At 53.6% G+C, this 24,713-nt stretch carries 21 protein-coding genes; 12 read left to right on the forward strand and 9 right to left on the reverse strand.

Annotated elements, in window-relative coordinates; all coding sequences use genetic code 11:
• Positions 1-92 precede the first annotated feature (92 nt).
• Positions 93-968: an alpha/beta hydrolase gene (locus EDF78_RS09540; protein WP_131692999.1), complete on the forward strand. Its 876-nt coding sequence runs from the start codon at positions 93-95 to the stop codon at positions 966-968.
• Positions 969-1,049: 81 nt separating this feature from the next.
• Here EDF78_RS09540 and EDF78_RS09545 read toward each other — a convergent pair whose 3' ends face one another.
• Complete coding sequence (locus tag EDF78_RS09545) at positions 1,050-3,104, reverse strand: choline transporter (protein WP_119822189.1); 2,055 nt, start codon at positions 3,102-3,104, stop codon at positions 1,050-1,052.
• Between the two features lie 236 nt (positions 3,105-3,340).
• Here EDF78_RS09545 and betI point away from each other — a divergent pair, with 236 nt between their 5' ends.
• From betI to EDF78_RS09565, 4 genes are all read left to right on the forward strand, one after another.
• A complete protein-coding gene (betI, locus tag EDF78_RS09550; RefSeq protein ID WP_095922714.1) occupies positions 3,341-3,940 on the forward strand; it encodes a transcriptional regulator BetI in 600 nt (199 codons plus the stop codon).
• 43 nt (positions 3,941-3,983) lie between these two features.
• Entirely contained in the window at positions 3,984-5,453 is a 1,470-nt protein-coding gene (gene betB, locus EDF78_RS09555) for a betaine-aldehyde dehydrogenase (protein ID WP_095922713.1), read from the forward strand.
• A gap of 23 nt (positions 5,454-5,476) precedes the next feature.
• Positions 5,477-7,162, forward strand: coding sequence for a choline dehydrogenase (betA, locus tag EDF78_RS09560; protein WP_095922712.1), 1,686 nt, complete (start codon positions 5,477-5,479; stop codon positions 7,160-7,162).
• Between the two features lie 90 nt (positions 7,163-7,252).
• Positions 7,253-7,711: a GNAT family N-acetyltransferase gene (locus EDF78_RS09565; protein WP_131693002.1), complete on the forward strand. Its 459-nt coding sequence runs from the start codon at positions 7,253-7,255 to the stop codon at positions 7,709-7,711.
• Between the two features lie 225 nt (positions 7,712-7,936).
• Here the strand turns inward: EDF78_RS09565 and EDF78_RS09570 are convergent, their stop codons facing one another.
• On the reverse strand, positions 7,937-8,869 hold the full coding sequence (locus EDF78_RS09570; RefSeq protein WP_133822983.1) for a LysR family transcriptional regulator: 933 nt from the start codon (positions 8,867-8,869) through the stop codon (positions 7,937-7,939).
• Positions 8,870-8,969: 100 nt separating this feature from the next.
• Here EDF78_RS09570 and EDF78_RS09575 point away from each other — a divergent pair, with 100 nt between their 5' ends.
• Positions 8,970-9,404, forward strand: coding sequence for a DMT family transporter (locus EDF78_RS09575; protein ID WP_095922709.1), 435 nt, complete (start codon positions 8,970-8,972; stop codon positions 9,402-9,404).
• A gap of 3 nt (positions 9,405-9,407) precedes the next feature.
• The gene (locus EDF78_RS09580) at positions 9,408-9,860 is read left to right on the forward strand and encodes a DMT family transporter (RefSeq protein ID WP_095922708.1); all 453 of its coding nucleotides are present in this window, start codon (positions 9,408-9,410) and stop codon (positions 9,858-9,860) included.
• A gap of 25 nt (positions 9,861-9,885) precedes the next feature.
• Here the strand turns inward: EDF78_RS09580 and EDF78_RS09585 are convergent, their stop codons facing one another.
• Both EDF78_RS09585 and EDF78_RS09590 read right to left on the reverse strand, forming a co-directional pair.
• Positions 9,886-10,344 (reverse strand): RES family NAD+ phosphorylase, encoded by a 459-nt coding sequence (locus EDF78_RS09585; protein ID WP_095922707.1) that lies wholly within the window; start codon positions 10,342-10,344, stop codon positions 9,886-9,888.
• Complete coding sequence (locus tag EDF78_RS09590) at positions 10,341-10,802, reverse strand: antitoxin Xre/MbcA/ParS toxin-binding domain-containing protein (RefSeq protein WP_095922706.1); 462 nt, start codon at positions 10,800-10,802, stop codon at positions 10,341-10,343. The genes EDF78_RS09585 and EDF78_RS09590 overlap by 4 nt, the downstream gene beginning before the upstream one ends.
• Positions 10,803-11,150: 348 nt before the next feature.
• Between EDF78_RS09590 and EDF78_RS09595 the strand changes: the two genes are divergently transcribed.
• Together EDF78_RS09595 and EDF78_RS09600 are read left to right on the forward strand one after the other, a co-directional pair.
• Entirely contained in the window at positions 11,151-12,038 is an 888-nt protein-coding gene (locus EDF78_RS09595; RefSeq protein WP_013574724.1) for a nucleoside-specific channel-forming protein Tsx, read from the forward strand.
• 184 nt (positions 12,039-12,222) lie between these two features.
• Positions 12,223-13,818: an ABC-F family ATPase gene (locus EDF78_RS09600; RefSeq protein ID WP_095922705.1), complete on the forward strand. Its 1,596-nt coding sequence runs from the start codon at positions 12,223-12,225 to the stop codon at positions 13,816-13,818.
• 50 nt (positions 13,819-13,868) lie between these two features.
• Here the strand turns inward: EDF78_RS09600 and EDF78_RS09605 are convergent, their stop codons facing one another.
• Genes EDF78_RS09605 through moeA form a run of 3 tightly spaced genes read right to left on the reverse strand, consistent with a single transcriptional unit; the run spans position 13,869 to position 16,499 of the window.
• Positions 13,869-14,462: a hypothetical protein gene (locus EDF78_RS09605; RefSeq protein WP_133822984.1), complete on the reverse strand. Its 594-nt coding sequence runs from the start codon at positions 14,460-14,462 to the stop codon at positions 13,869-13,871.
• Positions 14,463-14,490: 28 nt separating this feature from the next.
• The gene (moeB, locus tag EDF78_RS09610; protein WP_133822985.1) at positions 14,491-15,255 is read right to left on the reverse strand and encodes a molybdopterin-synthase adenylyltransferase MoeB; all 765 of its coding nucleotides are present in this window, start codon (positions 15,253-15,255) and stop codon (positions 14,491-14,493) included.
• A 2-nt stretch (positions 15,256-15,257) separates the two neighbouring features.
• Positions 15,258-16,499 (reverse strand): molybdopterin molybdotransferase MoeA, encoded by a 1,242-nt coding sequence (gene moeA, locus EDF78_RS09615; protein WP_133822986.1) that lies wholly within the window; start codon positions 16,497-16,499, stop codon positions 15,258-15,260.
• A gap of 245 nt (positions 16,500-16,744) precedes the next feature.
• Between moeA and EDF78_RS09620 the strand changes: the two genes are divergently transcribed.
• Positions 16,745-16,978, forward strand: coding sequence for a DeoR family transcriptional regulator (locus EDF78_RS09620; protein WP_013574728.1), 234 nt, complete (start codon positions 16,745-16,747; stop codon positions 16,976-16,978).
• Positions 16,979-17,051: 73 nt separating this feature from the next.
• Here the strand turns inward: EDF78_RS09620 and EDF78_RS09625 are convergent, their stop codons facing one another.
• A complete protein-coding gene (locus tag EDF78_RS09625) occupies positions 17,052-19,886 on the reverse strand; it encodes an autotransporter outer membrane beta-barrel domain-containing protein (protein ID WP_243839437.1) in 2,835 nt (944 codons plus the stop codon).
• Positions 19,887-20,290: 404 nt separating this feature from the next.
• A complete protein-coding gene (gene tsgA, locus EDF78_RS09630; protein WP_095922701.1) occupies positions 20,291-21,490 on the reverse strand; it encodes an MFS transporter TsgA in 1,200 nt (399 codons plus the stop codon).
• A 277-nt stretch (positions 21,491-21,767) separates the two neighbouring features.
• On the opposite strand from tsgA, the gene EDF78_RS09635 reads away from it, so the two are divergent.
• On the forward strand, positions 21,768-22,781 hold the full coding sequence (locus EDF78_RS09635) for an isoaspartyl peptidase/L-asparaginase (protein ID WP_131693006.1): 1,014 nt from the start codon (positions 21,768-21,770) through the stop codon (positions 22,779-22,781).
• Positions 22,778-24,646, forward strand: coding sequence for a glutathione ABC transporter ATP-binding protein GsiA (gene gsiA, locus EDF78_RS09640; RefSeq protein WP_095922699.1), 1,869 nt, complete (start codon positions 22,778-22,780; stop codon positions 24,644-24,646). Before EDF78_RS09635 ends, gsiA begins: the two co-directional genes overlap by 4 nt.
• Positions 24,647-24,713: the final 67 nt, after the last annotated feature.

A 24,713-nucleotide genomic window follows, 5' to 3' on the forward strand; every position in this document is an offset into this window, starting at 1 on the left:
CGTTAAAACACGATCCGTGAAGCGGCAATCTCCACTTGCGGCCTTGTTGCCGGTTCATCAGCGACTAAGATGGGTAAAAAAGGAGAAGACCCATGTTTGAACATTTTACCCAAAGCAGGATGTCCGTTAACGGCACCGAAATTGCCTGTCGCATTGCCGGGCAGGGCGAACCGTTGTTATTGCTGCACGGGCACCCGCAGACTCAGGCGATCTGGCATAAAGTCGCACCTTATCTGACGTCTCAGTTCACCGTCGTACTTGCCGATTTACGCGGCTATGGCGACAGCGGTAAACCGGAGCCTGATGCGGAGCATCTGCGCTACAGCAAGCGCGAAATGGCACAGGACCAGTTTGAGCTGATGGCAGCGCTGGGCTTTCATCAGTTCAGCGTGGTGGCTCACGATCGCGGTGCCCGTGTGGCGCACCGGCTGGCGCTGGATCATCCGCAGGCGGTGAAGCGGTTGGTGCTGATGGATATCGCGCCGACGCTTTCCATGTATCGCCAGACGACGGAAACTTTTGCCCGCGCTTACTGGCACTGGTTTTTCCTGATCCGCCCGGCACCGCTGCCGGAAGCATTAATCATGGGCGACGCCGACCTCTATCTGCGCAGCGTAATGGGCAGCCGCAGCGCGGGTATGCAACCTTTCACCGAAGAAGCTTACGCAGATTATTTGCGTTGTCTGCAACTGGATGGCACGGCACGCGGGATTTGCGAGGACTATCGTGCGTCGGCGGGTATCGACCTGCAACACGACGAAGTGGATCTGAATGCAGGCCGCAAAGTGAAGTGTCCGCTTTTGGTTCTCTGGGGAGAGCAGGGGACGGTAGGGAAATGTTTTGCGCCGCTGGCAGAGTGGGAAAAGGTGGCAGAAAACGTGCAGGGAGAGGCGCTGCCTTGCGGGCATTACATTGCCGAAGAACAGCCGGAACTGCTGCTGGAAAAAGTCCTGCCATTTTTACGTTAAGCGCACGTTTCCGTTTCCGGACATAAAAAACCCGCATTACGCGGGTTTTTTTGTGAGGCGGTTGTGTTAAGGCTCAGGTGATCAGGCCGGTTGTTCCGGGAAGGTGAGGGTGTTGCCCGGCGCTTCGCGGTTGATGTGCAGGAAGTTCAGATGACGCTCGTACTGATCCAGAATGTCGTTGATCACCTGATGTTTGGTGAAGTCCATCAGGTCATTACCCTGCGTGCCTTCCAGCAGGAAGGTTTCCAGACGGTAATAATGTGATTTACCGGCGCGTGCGCGATAGGTAAAGGCAGGCACCGCATAGCGCACCGGCCAGATCTGATAGACAAAGTTTTGCTCTTCGCCCAGCGCGACCTGCAATTCCAGCGGCCCGATTTTTTCGTCGTCCTGCGGTTCGTGCCCGGTAAAGGTCACTTTGGCACCGCGCAGTTCCAGTTCCTGCGCCACTTCCTGCATCGCCGGGCGGCATACCGTATCCATCATTTTTTGCGTATGGCGCGTGCCGGGGTAATTCATCACCCGCGACAGACGCTGTTTCCAGTTCAGGGCCGCATCGCTGGTCGCAGGCAGCGGAGCCAGTGACTGCTGGGTGCTGGCGCGACGATAATCTTCCAGACGCAGTGATTTATACAATCCGGCCATGATGAAGAAAATCACAAAGCTGAACGGCAGTCCCATGATCACCGTGGTGTTTTGCAGCGCCGACACGCCGTCAGTCATCAGCATACCCAGCGTCAGCACGCCGATGGTGACAGACCAGAAAATCCGCAGCCAGTTTGGCGCATCGTTATTAATGTCCGCGAGTTTTGAGGTGAAGTTCCCCAGCACCAGGGAGCCGGAATCCGCCGACGTGACATAAAACAGCAGGCCGGTAATAGTGGCAACGGAAGCACTCAGCGTAAAGCCGGGATACTGCGCCAGCAGGCTGTACACGCCACGCTCAGGGTGCGAAATCACTTCGTTGGCGAAATCCAGATTGCCATGCAAGATCTGATACAGCGCGCTGTTACCGAAAATCGACAGCCACAGCAGGGTGAAGACAAACGGGATGATCAAGGTGCCGAGCACGAACTGACGGATGGTGCGCCCGCGCGAAATACGCGCCAGGAACAGGCCGACAAACGGCGACCACGCCACCCACCACGCCCAGAAGAACAGGGTCCAGCTGTTCATCCATTCCGTCGGGCGGTCAAAGGCGAAGGTGTTGAGCGTCATGCCCATAAAGCGGTTGATGTAATCCCCGATGTTGAGCACCAGCGCATTGAGCAGGAATTCGGTATTGCCGAAGAACAGCAGGAACAGGATCAGCCCCAGCGCCAGCAGCACATTGAGTTCCGACAAAATACGGATGCCTTTATTGACGCCGGACGTGACCGACACCGTCGCCATGATCACCGAAAGCAGGATCAGCGCGGCCTGCACCGTCAGGTTTTCCGGAATATGGAACAGCACTTTCAGGCCGTAATTGAGCTGAACCACGCCGATGCCGAGTGTGGTGGCGATGCCAAAAATAGTCCCGACCACGGCAGCGATATCCACGCTGTGGCCGATAGGGCCGTTAATGCGTTTGCCGAAAATCGGATACAGCGCCGAACGGATGGTCAGCGGCAGGTTGTAGCGGTAGCTGAAATAGCCCAGCGCGATGCCCATCAGCGCGTACATCGCCCAGCCGGTCAGCCCGTAGTGGAACAGCGTCCAGGTCATGGCCTGCCGCGCGGCTTCCAGCGTTTGTCCGTTACCTTCCGGCGGTAACATGTATTGCGTGACCGGTTCCGCGACTGAGAAGAACATCAGATCGATGCCGATCCCGGCGGCAAACAGCATCGCCGCCCAGCTCATCATGCTGAATTCGGGTTTGGATTGTTCAGGGCCCAGTTTGATCGAACCAAAACGTGAACAGGCTATGAACACTACAAACACGATGTACAGCGTGGCAGCCAGCATGTAATACCAGCCGAAGGTGGCGGATACCCAGTTAAGGGTCAGGCTGATCCATTTTCCCGATAAATCGGTGAAGAAAATGGTCATTAATGTGAAGGCTAAAATCAGCCCGGCGGAGGTGAAGAACACGACCTTGTTCAGCTGGTCGCGAGGTTTTTCGCTCTGTTTCTCTGTCGTATCGGCAATCGCCATCTTTTCCCCAATCTTGTTAATTAAACGCTATTTTTCAATAAATTGGCTGTTAATAAAACCAAAAATACATACAAATTACTAACGTATTGGTAATAAAATATATGCATTTTTAATTGAACGTTCAATCAAAAAAAAGTTAAATAGGTGACGTCAGAGCGTTAACAAGGTTGTACGAAAGCGTAAAAAAACGGTTTTTTAAGCGCGTTACAACCCGCTCATTTTCAGGAGCCGGCACCATGCCCAAAGTAGGAATGCAGCCCATCAGACGGCAGCAATTAATTGAGGCAACCCTGGCAGCGGTCAACGAAGTCGGGATGCACGATGCCTCGATTTCGCAGATCGCCCGCCGTGCAGGCGTTTCCAACGGCATCATCAGTCACTATTTTCGTGACAAGAACGGCCTGCTGGAAGCGACCATGCGTTATTTGCTCAGTCATCTGGGAGAAGGGGTGCAGTTGCGGTTATCGCAGCTGACGGATACCGCACCGACGGCGCGGCTGCATGCGATTGCAGAGGCTAATTTTGACGACAGTCAGACCAACAGCGCGGCGATGAAAACCTGGCTGGCCTTCTGGGCAAGCAGTATGCATCACCCGCAGTTGTACCGGCTGCAACAGGTCAACAGCCGCCGGCTCTATTCCAATTTATGTTCTGAATTCAGACGTTTTCTGCCAAGGGATCAGGCGCGTATTGCGGCGCAAAGTACCGCCGCCTTAATTGATGGTTTGTGGCTGCGTGGCGCACTGAGCGGTAAAGCGTTCAACCGCGCCGAAGCCATCCACATTACGCATAGCCATATCGAATCACAGATTGCTCAACAGGTTACTGAACAGTAACCGGGCAGAAAACTTTCAGACCGCACAGACCGAGGAGAGAAGTATGTCCCGCTACGGCAAGCAAAAACTGTATATCAACGGGCGTTTTCAGGACAGCACCGGTGATGAAACCTTCGACGCCATCAATCCGGCCAACGGCGAGGTGATCGCCACGGTACCAGCCGCGACCCACGCTGATGTCGATCTGGCGGTGAAAGCGGCACAGAAGGGCCAGAAAGTCTGGGCCGCGATGACGGCCATGAGCCGCGCCCGTATTCTGCGCCGTGCCGTGGACATTCTGCGCGACCGTAACGACGAACTGGCGGCCATTGAAACCGCTGATACCGGCAAACCGCTGTCTGAAACGCTGGCCGTGGATATCGTCACCGGCGCGGATGTGCTGGAGTATTACGCGGGATTAATTCCGGCGATTGAAGGCCAGCAAATTCCGCTGCGCGATTCCTCCTTCGTTTACACCCGCCGCGAGCCGCTGGGTGTGGTGGCCGGAATTGGTGCGTGGAACTATCCGGTTCAGATTGCGCTGTGGAAATCCGCCCCTGCACTGGCGGCCGGTAACGCGATGGTATTCAAACCGAGTGAAAACACCTCGCTGACCGCACTGAAACTGGCAGAAATCTACACCGAAGCGGGCGTGCCGGACGGCGTGTTCAGCGTGGTTACCGGCGCGGCCAGCGTCGGACAGGCGTTAACCGATCATCCGGATATCGCCAAAGTGTCGTTCACCGGCGGTATCAAAACCGGCAAGAAAGTGATGGCCAGCGCGTCAGCATCGACGCTGAAAGAAGTGACCATGGAACTGGGCGGTAAATCACCGCTGATTATTTTTGATGATGCCGATCTCGATAAAGCCGCCGACATCGCCATGATGGCGAATTTCTACAGTTCCGGTCAGGTGTGCACCAACGGCACGCGGGTGTTCGTGCCAAAAGCCCTGCATAAGGCGTTCGAGGCCAAAGTGCTGGAGCGGGTAAAACGCATCCGCATGGGCGATCCGACAGATGAAAACGTCAACTTCGGCCCGCTGGTCAGTTTCGCGCACATGGAATCCGTGCTGCGTTATATCGACAGTGGCAAGCGTGAAGGCGCGACACTGCTGACCGGCGGCGAACGTGTCACCACCGGCGAATACGCCAAAGGCGCTTATGTCGCGCCGACGGTCTTCACTGATTGTCGCGATGACATGCTGATTGTGCGTGAAGAAATCTTCGGGCCGGTGATGAGCATCCTGACCTATGAAAGTGAAGAGGAAGTGATCCGCCGCGCCAACGATACCGAATACGGTCTGGCCGCCGGACTGGTGACGCAGGATCTCAACCGCGCCCACCGCGCTATCCACAAACTCGAAGCCGGGATTTGCTGGATCAACACCTGGGGCGAATCTGCCGCAGAAATGCCGGTCGGTGGCTACAAACATTCCGGTGTGGGACGCGAAAACGGCATCACCACCCTTGAGCATTACACCCAAATCAAATCCGTGCAGGTCGAACTGGGCGAATTCAGCTCAGTATTCTGATCCGCTGCAACAGAGGAGATTCAATGGATTACGATTACATCATCATCGGTGCCGGTTCTGCCGGCAACGTACTCGCCACCCGTCTGACGGAAGACAGCGACGTGACCGTTTTGCTGCTGGAAGCGGGCGGCCCGGATCATCGTCTGGATTTTCGTACCCAGATGCCTGCCGCGCTGGCTTTCCCGTTACAGGGACGCCGCTACAACTGGGCGTATGAAACCGATCCGGAACCGCATATGAATAACCGTCGCATGGAATGCGGACGGGGCAAAGGGCTTGGCGGTTCGTCGCTGATCAACGGGATGTGTTACATCCGGGGTAACGCGATGGATTTCGATAACTGGGCGAAAGCGCCGGGTCTGGAAGACTGGAGCTATCCGGACTGCCTGCCGTATTTCCGTAAAGCGGAAACCCGCGATATCGGTCCGAATGATTTTCACGGCGGTGACGGGCCGGTCAGCGTGGCGACGCCAAAAAACGGCAATAACCCGCTGTTTGGCGCGATGATTGAAGCCGGAGTGCAGGCGGGATATCCGCGCACCGATGACCTGAATGGCTATCAGCAGGAAGGCTTCGGCCCGATGGACCGGACGGTGACGCCAAAAGGCCGTCGTGCCAGCACGGCCCGGGGGTATCTGGATCAGGCCAAACCGCGTGCCAATCTGACCATTGTGACGCACGCGCTGACCGACAGAATTCTGTTCGACGGCAAGCGCGCCGTGGGTGTCAGTTATTTTCATGGTGATGAATACAATGCCAAAACGGCAAAGGCGAAACGCGAAGTGCTGCTGTGCAGCGGCGCGATTGCCTCTCCGCAAATCCTGCAACGTTCGGGCGTGGGCGCAGCTGAGTTGCTGAACCGACTGGATATCCCGGTCGTGCATGATTTACCGGGCGTCGGCGAAAATCTTCAGGATCATCTGGAGATGTATTTGCAGTACAGCTGCACACAGCCCGTCTCTTTGTATCCGGCATTGCAGATGCATAATCAACCGGCGATTGGCGCGGAGTGGTTGTTTAAAGGCACCGGCGTCGGTGCCAGCAATCAGTTTGAAGCAGGCGGATTTATCCGCAGCCGCGAAGAGTTTGCCTGGCCGAATATTCAGTATCACTTCCTGCCGGTGGCGATCAATTACAACGGCAGTAACGCGGTGAAAGAGCATGGTTTTCAGGCGCACGTCGGTTCCATGCGTTCACCAAGCCGGGGCCGCGTGCAGGTGAAATCGAAAGATCCGCGCCAGCATCCGAGCATTTTGTTTAATTACATGGCGACGGAGCAGGACTGGCAGGAGTTCCGCGATGCGATCCGCATTACGCGTGAAATCATGCATCAGCCTGCGCTGGACCCGTACCGTGGCCGCGAAATCAGTCCGGGTGAACATGTGCAGACGGACGAAGAACTGGATGCGTTTATCCGTGAACATGCGGAAACGGCGTTCCATCCTTCCTGCACCTGCAAGATGGGCACCGACGATATGGCGGTGGTGGACGGGCAGGGGCGGGTTCACGGTATGCAAGCGCTGCGCGTGGTCGATGCGTCGATCATGCCGCAGATCATTACCGGCAACCTGAATGCCACGACGATCATGATTGCGGAGAAGATCGCGGATAAAATCCGTGACCGTCAGCCGTTGCCGCGCAGCACCGCAGAGTATTACACCGCAGGCGATGCACCGGTTCGCACGCAACCGATGAAAAAAACGGCCTGATAAATTGGCTGTAAAATCTGTGTTAAAAAGAGATATTCTCAGGAATATCTCTTTTTTTTTGGCTTTCGGAAACAGACAGGGCATTTATTCATGACGGGATCAACATCGCTTCACTGGCAGGATTATCATCACAGCGAACTGAATGCGGCACAGCTTTACGCCATTCTGGCACTGCGCAGCGAAGTGTTTGTGGTGGAGCAAACCTGTGTTTATCAGGATATCGACGGGCAGGATCTGGCCGGTGAAAACCGCCATATCGTCGCCTGGCTGGACGGCAAGATTGCCGCCTACGCGCGTATTCTGCGCTTCGAAGAGGATGTGGCTATCGGGCGGGTGATTGTTGCCCCTTCCGCCCGTGGTCTGAAACTAGGCTATCAGCTGATGGAACAGGCGCTGATCGCCTGCCAGAAGCACTGGCCGGGCGTGCGCGTCGCCATTTCCGCCCAGGCGCATTTGCAGGGGTTCTACGGCAGACTGGGATTTGTCGCGTATACCGAGATTTATGATGAAGATGGAATTGCGCATGTGGGGATGGAGTTGAATTCCTGATATTGGGCGAAGCGCAAGCTTCAGCATTGTTTTGTCATTAATACCCCACCCCAACCCTCCCCTTCGCAGGGGAGGGAGCCGATCGAGCCTTTCGCATGGGATATCGCCGATCGGGTTTTACTCATCTTCCTTCGCATAGGATATAACCGATCGGGTTTTACTCCTCCCCCTGCGAAGGGGGAGGCGGGGAGGGGGTATTAATGGCAACTCAGAAGACGGATATGTTTACCTTTCCCAGTACGCCGGACTCCCAAATTTCTCCAGCAGAAAATCAATCACCGCCCGTACTTTGATCGAAGGACGGCGGCTGTTCGGGTACAGCGCTGAAATGGTTTGCGGCTCCGGCGAGGTCGATACCTGATAGCCTTCCAGCACACTGACCAGCCGTCCGTCGCGTAAGGCGTCGCCAATCAGCCAGGTTGGGAAGACCACCAGCCCCATGCCGTCGGTGGCCGCCTGTGTCAGGCTTTCCGCATTATTGCTGGTCAGCACGCCACGCAGGTTCATCGAGTGCCACTCCTGGTCCGGTTGACGGAAATACCAGCGCTGCGAACCGGCGAAGCCTTTGAACACCAGACAGCTGTGATGCAGCAAATCCTCGGGCGTTTCCGGGGTGCCGTTGCGCGCAAAGTAAGCGGGGCTGGCGGCAAGACGGAAAGTCTGATGGCCAAGCGTACGCGCCTGAAGGGTGGAATCGGCCATCACGCCGATGCGGATCAGCAGGTCAACGCTGTCCTGTAACGGGTCGATAAAATCATCGGTCTGCATCAGTTCAATATTGAGACGCGGATACCGGGCGCTGAGTTCATGCAGCCAGGGGGCGAGATGGCGCTGGCCGAAAACCACCGGCGCATTGATACGCACCAGTCCGCCGGGTTCGCTGTCCTGTTCCTGTAAATCCAGTTCCGCCAGATCAAGCTGTGCCAGAACCTGCCGGGCGTGATCGGCCAGCAACTTACCTGATTCTGTCGGGCTGACTGCCCGCGTATTGCGGTACAGCAATTGCGTCTGCAAAGCCTGCTCCAGCTGGGAAATTACCCGCGAGATCGTGGAGGGTGACATCGCTTCCTTTCGCGCCACTTCTGAGAAATTCCCCTGATCCAGAACGGCGACATACAGACGCAGGGACTGAATAGTGATCTGATTGAAACCTTTCATCTGTGCATTTCCTGCAAAGGTATTTTCCTGATTGTGCGGTTTTTCGCACAGCTCTGTCACGTTATAGTCGCCGCTTCTCAAAAAACAAAGCAGGGCAATAATGAATCTGATGTTAATTCCGCTGGTGATCCTGGCGGGGATGGGGCTTTCACTGGAAGCCGGACTGATTGGACCGCTCGGGACGGAAGTGGGGCATTTGTGGGCCACGCTGAGTATTTTTGGCGTGGGTGCGGTACTCACCGGCCTGCTGGTGCTGTTTTTCAGCCCGCGTAACGCGCCGTCTTACACCCAGCAACCCGGCTGGCAATTGCTCGGCGGGGTGCTCGGACCGGTGTATGTCGTGGTGCTGACGCTGGCGACGCCGGTGATTGGGATCGGCATGACCATGATTGCGATTTTGTCCGGACAGGTCGCAAAAAGTGTGCTGATAGACCATTACGGTTGGTTTGGTACGCCGCATAAAAAAGTGGGCGGTGAACGTCTGCTGGCGCTGCTGTTTATCGTTGCCGCACTTGTTTTGATTGCCTGGGACTGAACCATGACTGAACTGATTATGATTATTCTGGCCATTGTGGCGGGGGCTGCGCTGAGTATGCAGGCGGCGGTAAACGGACAGTTAGGCGAGAAAGTAGGCGTACTGAAAAGCGCGTTTCTGACCTTCAGCGTGGGGGCTGCAATCACGGCGGTGTTGATTTTATTTCTGCAAACGCCCCAGCAGGCCACATTACTGACCGTGCCGAAATGGCAACTGGCGGGTGCATTATTCGGTGTGCCGTACATCATCATTATGGTGACTGCGGTTCCGCGTGTGGGCACGGCAGTCGCAACGGTCGCGGTGATCCTCGGACAACTCGCGATGGGGATGCTGATCGATAATTTCGGCTGGCTGGATAATCCGCTGATTGCCTTGTCATGGCACCGGCTGGCGGCAATCCCGTGTCTGATTATCGCGCTGGTGCTGATTTACCGCAGCAACAGAAAAGCCGGATAACCCGCGACGATAAGTTGACCCGCTTCTATTGCAGACGCGGGTCAAACATCATGGGCTCGCGTTGTACCGAACTCAGCAAGGCGGCAAAAGCAGGGTGTTGCGGGTTAAGCAAAACGTTGTATTCCGCAGGGACAATCACCGACGGCACTTTTAATCCGACATAACTGCCTTCCACCAGCCAGGTTTCGCCCTGACGCTGCGTGCTGTCCGGCGGGGAAGGGCTGCGCCAGTCAGCGGCCAGTTCCGACACCTCAAGGGTATCGAGTAACGCCTCCGGCACGTCGATACTTAGCAGCGTGTAGGAGCGCATCAGCATGCTATTTTGCAAATGCACCAGAATTTCAAGGATCGCCAGTGAAATGCTGGTGGTGGTATACACAACCGGACGACCCGGCGGATTCCACCGCCCGCCATACAGCTGCGCGCCCGCACCAGACCAGGCCGTGGCCAGATGTTGAGTCTGAATGATGCGAAACAGCTTCAACTGAATACCCCGTGCTGCAGGCGACCAATTAAGCGGTTAACTTCGACGGCACCGGCTTCTGACATCAGCAGTTCCAGCGGACGGGAGCCATCCAGTGCCGGTGCCGGACGGGTGATCCAGTCCAGCGCAGAAACGCGATCGCCTTCGAACAAATCCGTGGCCGCGTCAATCACGCGTACCAGCCGCGCTACCCGCTCACTTTCATCGCTTTTCAGTAATCCGTTTCCGGCTTTTCGACGCGCATAGTTGCGCTCGTTAATGCCCATGATTTCCAGTAATACCATTTTCGGCCATCCCAGCTCTGTATTAAGTCGGTTAATGCTATCAACCGGAAATCCTTTTTGGATGGCATTTATTAAACTAATTCCGCTACTTGCGGGAAGCCCCGCAGTTTGCCAGAGCGGTGTGACAGGGTGTTGCATCGGGCTGGAAGACAGCCCGGTAATTTTTGAATTCATGATATGTGCCTCCGTACCGTTATTTGTCATAACTATACCATGACAAATAACGAATGGTTATTTTATCAGCAGATCATTTTTCCTATCAGCCCGTCAATGAAATCGAACTGAAACATAAGTGTGATCAATGTCACATTGAGGATGTATCAGGATGAAACACAAATTGACAAACCTTGACCAAATCTATTTATTAGCTAAGAAAAGTTAACTCTTGTAGGAAGTAACTGGAAATTGCAGGTTTTTTGCACTATGTGCAGCAATCGGTTGCGGATCACAGTTTTAGGGTTTGTTTTATGCAGCGTCTGAAAGTGGCAAGACGTTGTTCCACCCCCCGCTTCTGGTAAAAATATGAAAAATAAAATTATTGCAGCAGGCGCTTTGATGGCTTTGTCCTACAGCGCGACCGTGCTCGCAGATGATAGCAAGGGCGAGTTTGTTTCTGACTGGTGGCACCAGAGTGTTAACGTTGTAGGCAGCGCCGATACCCGTTTCGGGCCTACGCTGCGTAACGATGTTTACCTTGAATATGAAGCGTTTGCGCACAAAGACTGGTTTGATTTCTACGGCTATATCGATATTCCTAAAACCTTCGGCGCCGGTAATGGCAACGACACCGGTATCTGGGATAAAAACGGTTCTCCGCTGTTTATGGAAATCGAACCGCGTTTCTCTATCGATAAGCTGACCGGCACTGACCTGAGCTTCGGTCCGTTCAAAGAATGGTACTTCGCCAACAACTATATCTACGATATGGGTCCGGACAGCGATAACCGTCAGAACACCTGGTACATGGGTCTGGGTACCGACATCGATACTGGTTTACCGATGAGCCTGTCTCTGAACGTGTATGCCAAATATCAGTGGGAAAACTACGGCGCAGCAAACGAAAACAGCTGGGACGGTTACCGTTTCAAAGTGAAATACTTCGTTCCTCTGACGCAGCTGTGGGGCGGCAACCTGAGCTACATCGGGTTCACCAACTTCGACTGGGGTTCCTCACTGGGTGACGACGATTTCCGTGATCTGAACGGCAACAAAGCGCGTTCTAACAACTCTATCGCGTCCAGCCATATCCTCTCGCTGAACTACACACACTGGCATTACTCGTTCGTGGCGCGTTACTTCCACAACGGCGGCCAGTGGGCTGACGGCGCTGAGCTGAACTTCGGTAACGGTAACTTCGATGTGAAGTCCACCGGCTGGGGTTACTACGGCGTGATCGGCTACAACTTCTGATTTCAGAGGTTGTCCTGAAAAGCCCGGCTTATGCCGGGTTTTTGCTTTTTAGATCCCTCTCACCGGGCGCATCAGGCACTTTTTTAGCTATTGAGTGAAAAATGAACACAACTACAGGCGATCCTGACGCGCCGTTGTGGCATAATGCGCGCCAAATCACATTTCCCAATTAAGAGCGAGCGTTGTGCTAAGTACTTACAACATCACCATGCAATTCGGCAGCAAGCCGTTATTTGAAAACATTAACGTGAAATTTGGCGGCGGTAACCGTTATGGCCTGATTGGCGCGAACGGTTGTGGCAAGTCCACTTTCATGAAGATCCTCGGTGGCGATTTAGTGCCTTCCGGCGGTAATGTCGTCCTCGACCCGAACGAACGTCTGGGTAAATTACGTCAGGATCAGTTCGCCTTCGAACAATTCAGCGTGCTGGACACCGTGATCATGGGTCACACCGAATTGTGGGAAGTGAAGGAAGAGCGCGACCGCATTTACGCCATGGCGGAAATGAGCGAAGAAGACGGCTATAAAGTGGCTGATCTGGAAGTCGCTTACGGTGAAATGGACGGCTACAGCGCCGAATCCCGTGCCGGTGAATTACTGCTGGGCGTCGGCATTCCTGTTGAACAACATTATGGCCCGATGAGCGAAATCGCTCCCGGCTTTAAACTGCGTGTGTTGCTGGCGCAGGCCCTGTTCTCCGACCCGGAAATCCTGCTGCTCGACGAACCGACGAACAACCTGGACATCGATACTATTCGCTGGCTGGAGCAGGTGCTGAACGAACGTAACAGCACCATGATCATCATTTCGCATGACCGTCACTTCCTGAACATGGTGTGTACGCACATGGCGGATCTGGACTACGGCGAACTGCGTGTTTATCCGGGTAACTACGACGAATACATGACGGCGGCAACGCAGGCGCGTGAACTTCTCAGTGCTAATAACGCTAAGAAGAAAGCGCAGATTGCTGAACTGCAATCGTTCGTCAGCCGTTTCAGCGCCAACGCCTCCAAATCTAAACAGGCGACTTCCCGTGCCCGTCAGATTGATAAGATTCAGCTTGATGAAATCAAAGCATCCAGCCGTCAGAACCCTTACATGCGTTTCGAGCAGGACAAGAAATTGTTCCGTAATGCGCTGGAAGTGGAAAAAATCACCAAAGGTTTCGACAACGGTCCGCTGTTTAAAAACCTCGGCCTGATGCTGGAAGTCGGCGAAAAAGTCGCGATTCTGGGTGCCAACGGTATCGGTAAATCGACCCTGCTGAAAACGCTGGTCGGTGAGCATGAGCCGGAAAGCGGTTCAGTGAAATGGTCCGAAAACTCTAAAATCGGTTATTACGCTCAGGATCACGAATACGAATTCGACGATACCCTGAACGTGTTCGACTGGATGAGCCAGTGGAAATCCGAGAAAGACGACGAGCAGGCTGTGCGCGGTGTGTTAGGCCGTCTGCTGTTCGGTCAGGACGATATTAAGAAGAAAGTGAAAGTGCTTTCCGGTGGTGAAAAAGGTCGTATGTTATTCGGGAAACTGATGATGCAGCGTCCAAACATCCTGATTATGGATGAGCCAACCAACCACCTTGATATGGAATCCATCGAATCGCTGAACATGGCGCTGGAAATGTATGAAGGTACGCTGATCTTCGTTTCCCACGACCGTGAGTTTGTCAGCTCGCTGGCAACGCGTATTCTGGAAATGACCCCGACGCGCGTCATTGATTTCTCCGGTAATTATGAAGACTACCTGCGCAGTCAGGGCATCAACAGTTAATTATTCATTTCAGTAAAAAGGCCGCGACAGTGAATGTTGCGGCCTTTTTTTTAAAGCCAGGTGAATTCTGTATCAATTAAGCGGATACCATAGCGGCTAACATTTTCAACGACGTAGATACCATCCATTCCCTGCTTATGTTCTTTTTGTAATTGTGCTTTGGAAGAGCAAAGAGTAATCCACCGGTTTAGTGTCTTATCTTTAATGAGCAACCCCGCCTCGCAGTGACCTGATTTTCCCCGTGAAGGTCCGGGGAAGGTAACGTCATATTCGGTAACATAACGCACTGTGTTATCTGATAAAAACCATACATAGTAATCATAATATGTGAGGGCGGGTAAACCGATAAAAATAAAAAAGAAGCTAATCGGTTTTATTATTTCCTGGAAAATTTTTCTGCGACGTCTCGTTGTCGCGAACATGATGACAGCAGCGACAATACTGCATCCGGCTGCAACACTCAGAGCTGTACTCAAGACCGGGACCCATTCGAATAAAAAAACGGTGAAACGGAAGCGGCTACTGAATATTAAAATAAATATGTAAATCAGAAAGCCGATTAATATCGGCCCAACTGATAAAAAAAGCCTGAAATAATCTTCTTTCAGCTGACGAAGCCAGCTTCTTTTACGATAAATAAACATATCATCCTTGTTCTATTTATTTTTCTGATTATTGAATACAACCACACACTTCACAATGCGGGTCTTTCATCAGTTTCATTTCGCGGAACTGCAATGTTATGGCGTCAAACATCAGCAGTTTGCCGCGCGGAGTCTCGCCGAATTTTGTCAGCAGCTTGATGGTTTCCATCGCCTGCAAACTGCCGATGGTGCCGACCAGCGGGGCCATGACGCCTGCTTCCACGCAGGTCAGGGCGTTTTCACCGAACAGGCGGCTCAGGCAGCGGTAGCAAGGTTCCTGCGGCTGATAAGTGAATACGCTGAGCTGGCCTTCCATGCGGATGGCCGCGCCGGAGACCAGTGGTTTTTTCTGCGCGAAACATTCACTGTTTAGTTGATTGCGCGTCGTGACGTTGTCGGTGCAATCCACCACCACATCGCAGGCGGCAATCAGGTCGCGCAACAAGGCGTCATCCGCCTGTGCATTCACCTGATTTAAGCGGATATGCGGATTGATTGCTGCCAGTGCCACGGCGGCGGAGGCGACTTTCGCCATGCCGATCCGCGCATCGGTGTGCAGCGTCTGGCGTTGCAGGTTTGAGAGCGACACCGTATCGAAATCCAGCAGGGTTAATGTGCCGGTGCCTGCTGCCGCCAGATATTGCGCGGCGGCGCAGCCTAAACCGCCCAGCCCGACAATCAGCGCATGGCTGGCTTTCAGCTGTTCCTGACCGTCGAAATCAAACCCTTTAAGCACGATCTGGCGGTTATAACGCAGGGTTTCAGCGTCCGTCAGTTCCGGCAGTTGAGGCATATTCAGCTCCGCAACAAGGCGTTAAAGGGTTCTATTTCAACGATTTCGCCTGCGGCCACGTTGTCACGTTCGCGCTCAAGCACGATGAAACAGTTGGCCTGACTGAACGAACTGAACACGTGCGAACCCTGATGACCTGTGGTGCGCACTTCCAACTGACCTTCTGCATTGGTGCTGAAGATACCGCGCTGGAAATCGAGACGGCCCGGCGATTTTTTCAGTGGTGTCACCGCTTTTGCCTTCAGGCGCGGCGGGAATTGCCAGGCAGTATGACCCGAGAGTTGTGCAATAAAAGGCTGAACCAGCTGATAAAAGGTCAGCGCGGCAGACACCGGGTTGCCCGGCAGCCCGCAGAACCAGCTATTTTTCAGTTTACCGAAGGCGAAAGGTTTACCCGGCTTCATGGCCAGTTTCCAGAAACCAATTTCGCCCAGCTCATCCAGCATCTGCTTGGTGTAATCGGCTTCACCGACCGACACTCCCCCGCTGGAAATGACCAGATCGGCAAAGTCATTGGCTTCTTCGAAGGCTTTACGTAAGGCCTGTGGATTGTCGCGGATAATGCCCAGATCCAGCACGCTACAACCCAGTTGTTCCAGCATCAGACGGACGGCGAAACGGTTGGTATCGTAAATCTGACCTTCCTGCAAAGGCGTTCCCACGGGTTGCAGTTCATCACCGGTGGAGAATACGGCCACTTTCAGCGGTTTCCACACGTTAACGTCAGTCACGCCCAGAGATGCCAGCAGCGGCAATTCTGCTGCGCCGAGACGCACACCGGCAGGTAACACGCTGTCGCCTTGTTTGATGTCGTCACCGGTCAGGCGGATGTTTTGGCCTTTCACCACATTGGCGGTGAAACGTACGCCCGAGTCAGACACTTCTGCCTGTTCCTGCATGATCACCGCATCAGCGCCCGCAGGCACCGGCGCACCGGTCATGATACGGATACAGGTTCCGGCAGGCCATTCGCCGTGAAAAGGTGCACCGGCAAACGCTTTGCCCGCGACCGGCAACACGGCGCCGTCATGTAATTCGTCGCAACGTACGGCGTAACCGTCCATTGCCGAGTTATCGAAAGGTGGCACAAAAACCGGCGAAAGCACTGGTGTGGCGGTGATGCGGCCTGCGGCTGTGGCGAGTGGTAAGGATTCGGCACCCTGAGCGTTACTGGCTGGCACAAAGGCGCGCATTTTAGCCAGCGCCTCGTCAAGTGAGATCAAACCGGCAGTATTGAATTCCATGAAAATTCCTTAGTGGTTCATCCCGGCTGTGCGGGTATTTTCACCGAAGCCGGGCTGGGAAGTGGAGCATCCGCATAGTATGACAGAGAAACGCAGCGAACCAAAAATCACGAAAGGCGTAAAAAATTCGCGGGGATTGGTGAAAAATTGAGATCGATCCCAAAATTAACAATGTAACGCAGGTATCATAGTTTCCGTTATTTGTGACCACCGTCACACAACTGTCATACAAACAGGAATAACCGGTGCTTAAAAAAAATCGCCATCAGGCCATCCTTCAGTTGGTAGAACAACATGAAGTGTTACAGGTTAGCGAACTGGCACAATCGCTGGATGTGAGTCTTGAAACGATCAGACGCGATCTGAGTGAAATGCAGGACAAGGGATTGATTTTACGCCGTCATGGACGCGCGCGTCGTCTGGCCGCTCAGCCTGAAACATCCTGGCTAAACAGTTTGCAGCGCTGCCCGCAACTTTGATTGCGTAAGCAGAATAAGAAACGGGAAGGCTTAATGCCTTCCCTTTTTTATGCGCTGGAACTACTGGCCGGGATCAAAACCGTCCCTGAATACCAATATGGCCGACATAGCCTTCCATATCGCCGTCAAAACCTTTGACGTATTTCACATCAGCATACACTGAGGTATTTGGCGCAAGTTGTGCCGTCATGCCTGCACCGGTCTGCCAGTATTGATCGGAGAAATCCGTGGTGCTGATATCGGTTCCGCCGACATTGATATCCGGTGAGTCTGAGAAATTACTCAGTACATCGGCAGTCAGATAAGGTTTGAATTTTTCACTGGCTTTATCTTCAGCCTGATCACGGAACAAACGCAGCCCGGCGCGCGCAGTGCCCTGATTGACAGACACACCGGAAATATCAGAAATCTCATCGCTGAAATCTTCAGCATTCAGATACTGATAAATTATCTGACCCTGAGGTTCGATTTTCCAGTTGGTGCTGACCGTATAAGGTTTTCCCGCTTCCGCAGACAGCAGCGCGCCGTAGCTGTCCTGTTTCGCGTCATGCAGGCTGTCATACTGATTGCGATACCAGGTGAACTGGCCGACGAGATCGATATAAGCCCCATCTTGTGCATAACGGGTGTAATACCCACCCAGACTATACGCATCACTGCGCACTGATCCGGCGTCAGCGCGTTTACCGGCCAGGGTGCGCACCTGATCCTGCGTGTCAGTGCTTTGATTACCCAGGGTTGCCATGATACCGGCGTGGACCCGCGTGCCGTTTTTCAGCTCATCCTGATACAGATCGGTCCCGAACTGTGCAAACCAGTAATCACTGTCGTAATCAAAACGGCCTGCGTCAAAAGTGGTGTGCTCGCCGCCGGTTCTCGCCCATGACCGGTTGTTATAGCCTTTGCCGTAAGCTTCGGTGTCGCCCATGCGTTCATGCAAGGTTCCCGCGATACGCATGCCGTAATACAGGTTCAGATAAGGTGCCGCGATATAGCCGGGAATTTCGCCACGGTATGTTTCAGGCGTATCCGGAGTAGGCACAGGAATATCCGGAGTCGGAGTATCTGGCGTTGGAACATCAGGAACCGGGACATCGGGAACCGGGACGTCAGGTGTTGGAATTTCCGCGCGCAGGTACCAGTCATTATTATCGCCGGTCGCCTCTTTGCTGCCTTCGAAAAGGTAATAGTCGTAAGCCCCTATGCTGACGCTATTTTCCAGACTGAATAAGCCATTATGGCGGCTGGCATCATCAATCTGAGCGACCCGGATCCCGTCGTTAATGGTCTCTGCTGCCGTACCCGACGTGGAGATATTTAATCCGAACTGCCCGGAGGCGTTGCCGGTAACGTGAATTAAATCGCCGGCACTGTTTCCCTGCGCATCCTGTTCCAGCGACGTATTCATAAAGAACGTACCGTTGCCTGACAGAGTTTGCATTTCCAGCGTTTTATAATCACCTTGATCGGAAAACTGTACGCTGGCGTTATTCATGTTAAGAGAGTCAATGCGGGAGGAACCGGTCATCAGCCACTGACTGTCCTGCGCATCAATATTAATCGTACCGGCAGGGGCAGACGTCAGCGCCGCGCCATTTATTGCACTGCCTTGCCAGGTTGAATTAAGCAAATTGAGCGTGAGCTGGCTGGCGATTGGATCTTCATCGGCGCTTAGTGCAATAAGGTTACCGTTAATGATGCTGCCGTTGCTGGCATCGACCGACAGGTTGGCAATCTGGCTGGCATTGCTTCCGGCGACAACAAAGGCATCGGCGGCAGTCAGAGTACTGTTATCGAGGGTAACGGCCCAGTCGCCTTCGCTGGCATGCACACCTTGAGTTTTGCCGGTAAGCTGAGAGTTTTTGAGGCTCAGCGCGCCACCAAAGGCATAGTCCGGCGTATCGTAGGAGGTGATCAGGTCAACCAGCGGTTTATCCGATTGCGTATTTTCCATTATCACCTGATTAAGATGAACTTTCCCCTGATGACTGATTTCTATGCCGCTGGTGGTATTGCCGCTGCTGATAGTGCCATTGAGCACCGAGACAACAGAGTTTTCGTTTGAGCTGATCGCTGCGCCTGCGGAATGGACATCGGTGTCCACTAAGGTGACGTAGCTGTTTTGATTGCTTTCGATGGCCGTGCTGCCTGCATATTCTGTATTAACAGAACCGCCGTTCATTAACACACCGCCATTGCGGGTGGAATAAATCGCCCGCGAACCCTCGCCAGTGGTGGTAATTACCGCGTCATTGGAAAACAGAATAAATCCATTGTCTTCAGCATATAAGGCGTTGGTATGCTTACCGTGGGTGGTCACTGCGCTACCACTTCCCGTGATAAGAACGTCGTTTCTCTTGTGCAGGCTGGGATTGATGTTGTTTAAAATAATGCCTTCTGAAAAGTCACCCGCAGTTGTGATATTGACTTTATTGATGGTGCCCATTGCCCCATCCTGGATAACCAGACCATCAGAGCCATTATTCATTGAATTAATATTCAGAGTGCCAGCAATCGTCGCGGTGGCATTATCATTCACTGTGAATGCGGGGGTGCTGTTATTATAGGTATTTACAGTGACATCATTTGTAGAAAGGAAAGAGGTTCCTGCACCTTTCATAATAATGCCTATACTTTCTCCATAAGTATTGACGATAAGCGGGCCGAGTAAATTAACGCTTCCGCCCTTGGAAATGAGCATGGCTTCAGTAAACGAGCCATGGGTGGTAATCGTCACCGGGGCCGCGACAGACTGTGTCAGCGTGCCGCCATCATGAATATAAAAGGCGGGAATACTGACATTGGAACCTTCCGACCAGGTAGTGGCATTGATACCATCAAGATACCCTTCGGCAGAAAGGTCAAAGGGGGTGGTTCCGCTGATATCAAAAATAGGTGCATTTGTCACATTGCCAAATTCATCTTTATCACTAATATCTGTTGCAAGCGCGTAATTTGCCAGAGAAACAGATATTGCCAAAGGGGTCAGTTTTATTAATCTAAATGCAAATGTTTTCCATTTTCTAGGTTCATTGTCCATTTTATATAAAGTCCTGTCAGGATTTTTGTTAAAGAGTCTGCAGGACATTCTACGCAGTTTTATTAATAAGGTTATTAATTGTATATTAAGGAATGCTTAATTTTAGATGTTTACGAATGTGTAATATGAAGGCGTTAACGCGATGAATACAGAGGATTAAATAATATTCGATGATAATGTTGTTTCAAAGCATATATATTATCGATCGGATGAACACAAAAAAAGCCGACCGCAAAAATGCGGTCGGCTTTTTAGTACTCAAATAGCGTTTTTTAGTGCGCGGTGACTTCGTGATTAATCTTCTCTGCCTTGCTCTTCAGGCTGGCAAGCACCACCATCAGCACCAGCAACGCATAGGAAATGGTCGCGATGTTCAGCGCCCAGAACAGACCGTATTCGTTGTAGATGAAGGAGGAGAAGGACGCGAAAATCAGCGTGCCGACGGAACTGGTGGTCAGCAGCGCGGAAGTCAGCGTTGGCGGGGAGTTTTTCACCTGCAGGCTGCCGTAGCTCATCAGACCGGAGAACATCCCGGAGTTACAGAAACCGAACAGACCGACCGCGAACAGCACCAGAGACGGCGAGTTGCTGGTGGTCAGCACCGCCAGACTTGCCATACCGACAACCACGGAAATCAGCAGGAAAGTACGCAGTTTGACGAAACGCACGGTGAACTGATTCAGGAACAGGCCAATCGCTTTCACCATCCAGTACGTGGTGATGTAAATCGCGGCGCGGTCAGTTTCCATGCTGAAATGCTCATGCAGCCAGCTTGGCATCCACAACGTGAAGACCAGCTCGGTGAAGACAAAAGCAAACAGCGCGATACACAGGAAGAAGACCGCAATGCCCCACGGCTCTTTCGCCACGTTGTGCGTGGATTCGTTTTTCACCGGTTGCGGCACATTTGGGAATTTCTGACCTGCGCACAGCAAAATCATCAGCAGGCTCAGTACACCCATAATGCCGTACATCGCCAGCCAGCTTGCGCCATGTTTGAACAGGAAACCCAGCACCAGCGACAGCGTCATTCCCGAAAGCGCGAAGAAGAAGTCAGTGAAGATTAAGTTGGCGGAACGCTTTTTCGGGTCGTCATTGATACGCACCACCAGATAGCTGCCGATAGACATCATCAGACCCGCCGTGGCACCAATCAGGAACACACCCACACCAAACAGCGTAATCGACGGCATGATGAACAGTGCGATACACACCAGCACGGAAATGAACGAGCCGGTCATCAGCTGTTTGCCCAGATCAAACTTACGCATCAGGATGCCACTGATCATAATTGGCAGGAACAGGCCGATGTTCATCAGAGAGAACATCTGGCCGATAAAGCCCGGATCTTTGTTAAACGCGGTGGCCACCGGCCCGATCACAATGCCCAGAGTGGAAACCAGTCCACCGGTAAAGAAATAGCTAAGCCATGAGATCACATTAATCCGACGGCGGTTATAAACAGTTTCCATAAACTGATTTCCTAAAAAGAGAAAATAAAAAAGCCACGGAAAGCTTATCCAGAGGTGCTTTTATCCGCAGTTAAGACGTTTATTATTGCTGTTCTTTGGTCATTTGTCCCGCGAGTATATTCAATTGCAGCATTTGTTTTTCCTAAACAATCTAAGCAATTAGCGACCTTTTGATGGCGCGACATTTCTGCTTTACATACTGTAGCGGGCTAAATATAGTCAAAAACAGATCAACATTTTCCTATACATAAATACAACATCGAAAGGTGCAGCGCTAATGAGTTTTTCTACTGATAATTCAGCGGCTTCCGTTTCGGACAAGAAGCGGGCGGTTATTGCGATCCACGGTGGTGCAGGGGCGATTACCCGCGCGGCAATGAGCGCTGAAAAAGAACGACTTTACTTAGCCGAACTGGAGAGAATAGTCGCCAGCGGACAGGCGATTCTGGCCGCCGGCGGCAGTGCACTGGATGCGGTCACCGAAGCGGTGCGTCTGCTTGAAGAGTGCCCGTTATTTAATGCGGGCAAAGGCGCTGTTTTTACACATCAGGGAACGCATGAGCTGGACGCCTGCATTATGGACGGCCGCACGCTGGATGCCGGTGCGATAAGTTGTGTCAATCATATCCGCAATCCGATCCTGACTGCCCGTAAAGTGCTGGAAGTCAGTCCGCATGTGATGTTTACCGGCGCGGGGGCGGAAGCCTTTGCCCGCGAAAACGGACAGGAAATGGTCGGCCCGGACTACTTTTTCACGCAGGAACGTTATGACCAGCTGCAACGGGCGATTGCCGCCGATCAGGGCGTGATGCTTGATCATGACGGCGCAACGCTGAATGCGGCTGTGTCAGATGATCCGCTCGATCCGGAACGTAAATTTGGCACCGTGGGCGCGGTGGCAATGGATGCGCTGGGTAATCTGGCGGCAGCGACCTCCACCGGCGGCATGACCAACAAACAGGCCGGACGCGTCGGCGATTCGCCGATCATTGGTGCCGGGTGCTACGCCAGCAATAATACCGTGGCGATTTCCAGTACCGGCACCGGCGAAGTGTTTATGCGCACGGTGGCGGCCTATGACGTCGCCGCGCTGATTGAATACGCCGGTCTTTCTCTTGAAGAGGCGACACGTAAAGTCGTGCAGGAAAAACTGCTGCCTCTGGGCGGCAGCGGCGGCATGATTGCGGTAGATAAGTTTGGCAACGTGGAACTGCCGTTCAACAGCGAAGGCATGTACCGTGGATTTGCACGGGTGGGCGACGCGCCCGTCGTCAGCATTTACCGCGCATGAACAGCCCGATGAAACCTTCTCTTATTCTGCCCCCCGACCACGTGCTGGCTGTCAGTCAGCTCAGTGTGCAATTTGCGCATGAAGGTCAGGTGATCCCGGCGGTTAATCAACTCAGTTTTCAGGTGAAACGCGGCGAAACGCTGGCGATCGTCGGGGAATCCGGCTCCGGAAAATCCGTCACCTCGCTGGCGCTGATGCGTCTGGTAGAGCAGGGCGGCGGCCAGATTTCCCAGGGCGAGATGCATTTTCGTCGCCGTAACGGTGAAGTGGTGGATCTGATGGCGGCCTCGCAACCTGCCATGCGTAACCTGCGCGGCGCAGACATGGCGATGATTTTTCAGGAGCCGATGACCTCGCTCAATCCGGTTTTTCCGGTGGGTGAACAAATCGCTGAGTCGATCCGTCTGCACCAGAATAAAGATCACCGCGCTGCCCGTGCCGAAGCGTTACGGATGCTGGATCTGGTGCGTATTCCCGAAGCCCGCAATATTCTCGACAGCTACCCGCATCAGCTTTCCGGCGGCATGCGTCAGCGGGTGATGATCGCCATGGCGCTTTCCTGCAAACCCGCGCTGCTGATTGCCGACGAACCGACCACGGCGCTGGATGTCACCATTCAGGCGCAAATTCTGCAACTGATCCGCGTGCTGCAAAAAGAGATGCAGATGGGCGTGATTTTCATTACGCACGATATGGGCGTGGTGGCCGAAATCGCTGACCGGGTGCTGGTCATGCATCAGGGCAACAGCGTGGAAAACGGTCGCGTCAGTGAGATTTTTTACTCACCGCAACAGCCCTATACCCGCACGTTACTGGCTGCGGTGCCGAAACTGGGGTCGATGGCGGGTAAACCGCTGCCTGCGCGTTTTCCTTTACCGGAGCAGGAAGAAAGCGACCCGGAACTGGTGCAAAACACCCTGACGCCGGGCGTGCCGCCGATTTTACAGGTGCGAGATCTGGTGACGCGATTTGACCTGCGCAGCGGCATATTTAACCGCGTCACCCGCCGTGTTCATGCGGTGGAAAAAGTCAGCTTTGATTTGCATCCCGGCGAGACGCTGGCGCTGGTCGGGGAATCCGGCTGCGGGAAATCCACCACCGGCCGCTCGCTGCTGAAACTGGTGAAAAGTCAGGGCGGTACCATCACCTTTAACGGCCAGACGCTGACGGATATCGGCGGCAGCGAACTGCAACATCTGCGACGCGATATTCAGTTTATCTTTCAGGATCCCTACGCCTCGCTCGATCCGCGCCTGACGGTGGGCTATTCGATCATGGAGCCGCTGCTGGTTCACAAGCTGGCAAAAGGCGCAGAAGCGGAAGCCCGTGTGGCCTGGCTGCTGGAAAAAGTCGGGCTGCTGCCGGAACACGCGCAGCGGTATCCTCACGAGTTTTCCGGCGGCCAGCGCCAGCGCATCTGTATCGCCCGCGCACTGGCACTCAATCCCAAAGTGGTGATTGCCGACGAATCGGTTTCCGCGCTGGATGTCTCCATCCGCGCGCAAATCATCAACCTGCTGATGGATTTGCAGAAAGAGTTCGGGCTGGCGTTTCTGTTTATTTCTCACGATATGGCGGTGGTCGAGCGGATCAGCCATCGCGTGGCGGTGATGTATCTCGGGCAGATTGTGGAGATCGGCTCGCGGCGTGCGGTGTTTGAAAGCCCGCAACATCCTTATACCCGCAAACTGATGGCGGCGGTGCCGGTTGCCGATCCGGCGCATAAGCGCAAGGAACAGGCGCTGCTGGTCGATGAAATCCCCAGCCCGATCCGTGCGCTCAATGATGATCCGCTGGTGGCACCGCTGGTGAAAGTTGGCGAAGGGCATTTCGTCGCACGGCACAGTATCGCGGGCATTTACTGATTTTTCTGGCGGCTTATTTTGAGCCGTCAATTCTTAGCAAGACAAACGGGTAAGACAGGAAAAGGAA

Origin of the sequence: Rahnella sp. BIGb0236 (genome assembly GCF_004364755.1) — a bacterium.
Taxonomy (GTDB): Bacteria; Pseudomonadota; Gammaproteobacteria; order Enterobacterales; family Enterobacteriaceae; genus Rahnella; species Rahnella victoriana.